A 3,433-nucleotide genomic window follows, 5' to 3' on the forward strand; every position below is an offset into this window, starting at 1 on the left:
TGGCCCTGCGCGCCACGGCCTCCGCCTTCGACGCCCAGCGCGGCAAGCTGCCGGTGCCCGGAGACCCTCACCGCTCACCCGATGCCGTCGCCGTCGCACGCCAGATCTCCGAACTCGGAAAGCTGATCACCGACTTGGGCGACGAGGCCCTCTTCCGCGCCGCCGACCAGGACCAGGCGCCCCACACCGCTCGGGTGATCACCAGCTTCGCCGCCGCCGTCGAGCCCGCAGGCGAAGCGGCTTCCGCCCTGGGAGCCGTCGCCCACCAGCTCGCTTTCCTGAACCAGACCGAGCCTCTGCGCGACCAGCCCGACGCCAGGGACGCCAGGGAGGCAGCCGCACGGGTGATGGAGGACGCACTCGCCACCGCCGACGCGGCCCTTCACGACGGGGCCAACTCCCTGCACTCCGCATCGACAACGGTCTCTCCCCCGCCCGTTCGGCTCCAGGCTGCCCGCAGCCGGTCCACGACCACCGCGCCCACGCTGGGGTCGCCGCCTCCCGGCATCACCACGGCGGTGGCGTCCTCCTCAGACCGACTCGCACGGGGCCGGTGACATGGAGACCACCACCGCCCGAGGGCCGTTGATCGGCTCGCTCTGCTCGGGGTACGGCGGTCTGGACCTCGGGGTCCAGGCCGCCCTCGGCGGCACCCTGGCCTGGCACGCCGAGATCAACCCCGACGCCGCGCGCATCCTGGCCCGGCACTGGCCCGGCGTGCCCAATCTGCAGGACATCACCGCCGTCAACTGGGCCGACGTGCCTCGGGTGTGTGTCCTGACGGCCGGTTTCCCTTGTCAAAGACGTCTCCGTCGCCGGCCGCCGGGCCGGACTCAACCCCCACACCCGCTCGGGGCTGTGGCTGCACGTCGCCCGTGCGGTCGAAGCCCTCCGCCCCTGCTTGGTCGTGATCGAGAATGTCCGCGGACTCCTCACCTCGCCCGCCGGTTCCCCTGGCGACGTGGAATTCTGCCCGTGGTGTCTGGGAGACGACCCAACCCAGCCTCCTGTGCGGGCACTTGGTGCCGTACTCGGCTCCCTGGCCGATCTCCGGTACGACGCGAGGTGGCTCGTGCTTCGTGCCTCCGCCGTCGGAGCCCCGCATCGTCGCGAGCGGACCTTCCTCGTCGCCTGGCCCGCCGAGCACCCTGTTCAAGACGCCGACGAGCAACATCGGCAAGAACGGCGGCTCCCAGCACCCGTCGAAGAGGAAGAGTGGCGGCCACGGCCCGAACCTGGCCGACGAGGTGGAGTGGCTGCTGCCCACGCCGAAGGCGTCGGACGGGATCAAGGGCTCGCCGAACCAGCGGCACGGCAACGGGGACATGACGCTGCCGAGCGCGGCAGCATCGCTGCTGCCCACCCCGAGGGCGAGCGACACCGGCACTCCTGGCCGTCGTCCGGGCAAGGGCTGGCGCCCGCCCCTGTCGGCGGTGGCGCTGCCGTTGTGGGCGGAGACGCCCCCGGAGGCCGTGGAACCGGCGGGCGATGGGGAGCGTACGCCTCCGCCATCGCCCGATGGGAGAACCTCACCCGCCCCGCCCCGGCGCCCACCGACGCTGCCGGACGCCTGCGCGCCGACTTCGTGGAGTGGATGCAGGGCCTGGCCCCTGGCTGGGTGACCGCCACTCCGGGACTCGGCCGACCGGCTCAGCTCACCGCGCTCGGCAACGGCGTGGTCCCCCAACAGGCCGCCCGCGCCGTGCAGTTGCTGGCACCGCCCTTCCCCCGCTGCCCCCGCTGCACCGCGCCGTAGCGCTGCATTACCGCCTTTCCCCGGCCGGACCAAATCGCGGAACCTCCGCATCCTCTTGCTCATGCCGACCTGCGAACGGAGCACCGCCATGACCTCCAGAAGAGCGCGCCGCACTTCGCCCCCGCCCTGCTCGCTCACTCCCTTGGATCCGCCATGTCCGACCCCAGCAAGGCCACCCCCGAGCCCGAGCCGTTCCGCGTTCCCGACGGCGATCTCGACGATCTCGCGAGCACCCTCGCCAAGACCATGTCGGAGGTACGCCAGCACGGTGTCATCCTCGACCGCCTCGGCTCCGAGCCCGTCTCCACCCCTCAGCCCACCGACGACACCCCCACCGCGGACACGGCCGACGCCGACAAGGCCGACGTCCCGGCCTCGGTGTTCATCCTCGCCTTGGGCGGCGAGGCGTACGCCGTCGAACTGGCCGCGCTCAGCGACTGGGTGAACTACCTGTTCCTGCCCGTCTACGGACGGGAGATCAGCACCACCCGGCCGTGGTGCGACCAGTGGCACGAGCATCCCGAGGCTGTGGCCCGGCTGCACGCGCTCTGGCTCGCGTGGCAGCAGCTCACTGACGCCGAGGCCGGCCTGTCCGGTCCCTCGACGTGGCACCGCGACCACCTTGACCAGGCGATGGTTCATCTCCGTGCCCCCGACGGCCCCTTCGCCGCATGCACGACGAGCCCGACCCGGCCCAACCACCGCGTGCTGGCCACCCCGGCGCCCGAGCTGGCGGGAGCCACCCGGTGACCGCCGAACTCGACTTCCGCCTTGACGATTTCGAGCCCGCCGACGCCGTCTCCGAACTCGCCGAGAGCAGCCTCTGGGCCGGAGACCTGACCGTGCTGGCCGAGCACCACACCACCCCGGAGGGGTCGCACAGCTACCTCGTCGCCCACGACGGGTCGGTGACCTGGGGTGTGCCCGGCGAGCCACAGCTCGTTGCCATCGAGATCACGCGGGATCTGCGCGAGCGCACGTTCACCTTCGAGACCGCGAGCCACGCCGGTCTGGCCTTCGCCCAGAACTGGTTGATCGAGCGTGGCTGCCCGCCCGAGCGGATCGCCCAGGCCGTCGGGGACTTCATGAGGCCCGCCGACGATCTCACGCTCTGGATCGAGCAGCAGATCCGGGAGTCAGGCTCTCGATACAAGGTCCTCGACAGCTGGACCTCGGACTTCGCCCCGTGCGAGACGTGGACGTTGGCCCGTGACTCCTGCGCCGCTCAGGCACCGATTCGTGTCTTCCTCGAAGAGGGGAACCACGACGCCCACACGTACACGGTGCGCGAGGGCGCCTTCGCCGATGAGGCCGCCGCCCGGCACTGGCTGGAAGACCGCAGCAGTCCGCTGCCGCAGCCTCCGGACTACCGCGGTGAGGCCGCCGCCCGGCTGACCCGCGCCGCGCTCACCCGGTCAGCGGGTGCCTCCGCGATCCCGAAAGCCGGCCTCGACACGGGCAACGCGCCGTCGGCAGGAACGGCCCAGCGCCCGAGCCCTGGGAGGTCGATGTGAGCCGCGCCCGCTTCGCCTTCGCCGCCCACCCGGATGCCATCGCGGACCTGCGCGAACTCCCCGACGACATCCGCGACCTGGCGCTGCTGGAACTGCAGAACCTGGTCCACGGCAGCGACGACTGCCTGCCGCTGACCGGCCGCCTCGCGGGCTTCCACAAGGT

General features: G+C 71.9%; 5 protein-coding genes and 2 pseudogenes. All 7 read left to right on the forward strand.

The features are described from left to right. Positions 1-557: hypothetical protein (locus tag RB628_RS39900; RefSeq protein WP_318325548.1), on the forward strand; the 557-nt coding region annotated here is incomplete at its 5' end. 1 nt (position 558) lies between these two features. Beyond that, positions 559-741, forward strand: a pseudogene (locus RB628_RS39905) (hypothetical protein); the annotation flags it as partial. Between the two features lie 121 nt (positions 742-862). Further along, positions 863-1,135, forward strand: a pseudogene (locus RB628_RS39910) (DNA cytosine methyltransferase); the annotation flags it as partial. Next, positions 1,080-1,622, forward strand: a complete 543-nt coding sequence (locus RB628_RS39915; RefSeq protein ID WP_318325549.1) for a hypothetical protein — start codon at positions 1,080-1,082, stop codon at positions 1,620-1,622. The pseudogene RB628_RS39910 and the gene RB628_RS39915, both read left to right, overlap by 56 nt. Continuing rightward, positions 1,619-1,756, forward strand: a complete 138-nt coding sequence (locus RB628_RS39920; protein ID WP_318325550.1) for a hypothetical protein — start codon at positions 1,619-1,621, stop codon at positions 1,754-1,756. The genes RB628_RS39915 and RB628_RS39920 overlap by 4 nt, the downstream gene beginning before the upstream one ends. Before the next feature lie 153 nt (positions 1,757-1,909). Next, the gene (locus RB628_RS39925; protein ID WP_318325551.1) at positions 1,910-2,506 is read left to right on the forward strand and encodes a DUF4913 domain-containing protein; all 597 of its coding nucleotides are present in this window, start codon (positions 1,910-1,912) and stop codon (positions 2,504-2,506) included. Continuing rightward, on the forward strand, positions 2,503-3,270 hold the full coding sequence (locus RB628_RS39930; RefSeq protein ID WP_318325552.1) for a glycosyl hydrolase: 768 nt from the start codon (positions 2,503-2,505) through the stop codon (positions 3,268-3,270). Before RB628_RS39925 ends, RB628_RS39930 begins: the two co-directional genes overlap by 4 nt. Positions 3,271-3,433 lie beyond the last annotated feature (163 nt).

Source organism: Streptomyces sp. ADMS, from assembly GCF_033441795.1.
Classification (GTDB): Bacteria; Actinomycetota; Actinomycetes; order Streptomycetales; family Streptomycetaceae; genus Streptomyces.

What these genes read in the sequence shown, in the direction of transcription:
- RB628_RS39925 (WP_318325551.1), top strand. Translation starts at nt 1,910, where the DNA reads ATGTCCGACCCCAGCAAGGCCACCCCCGAGCCCGAGCCGTTCCGCGTT.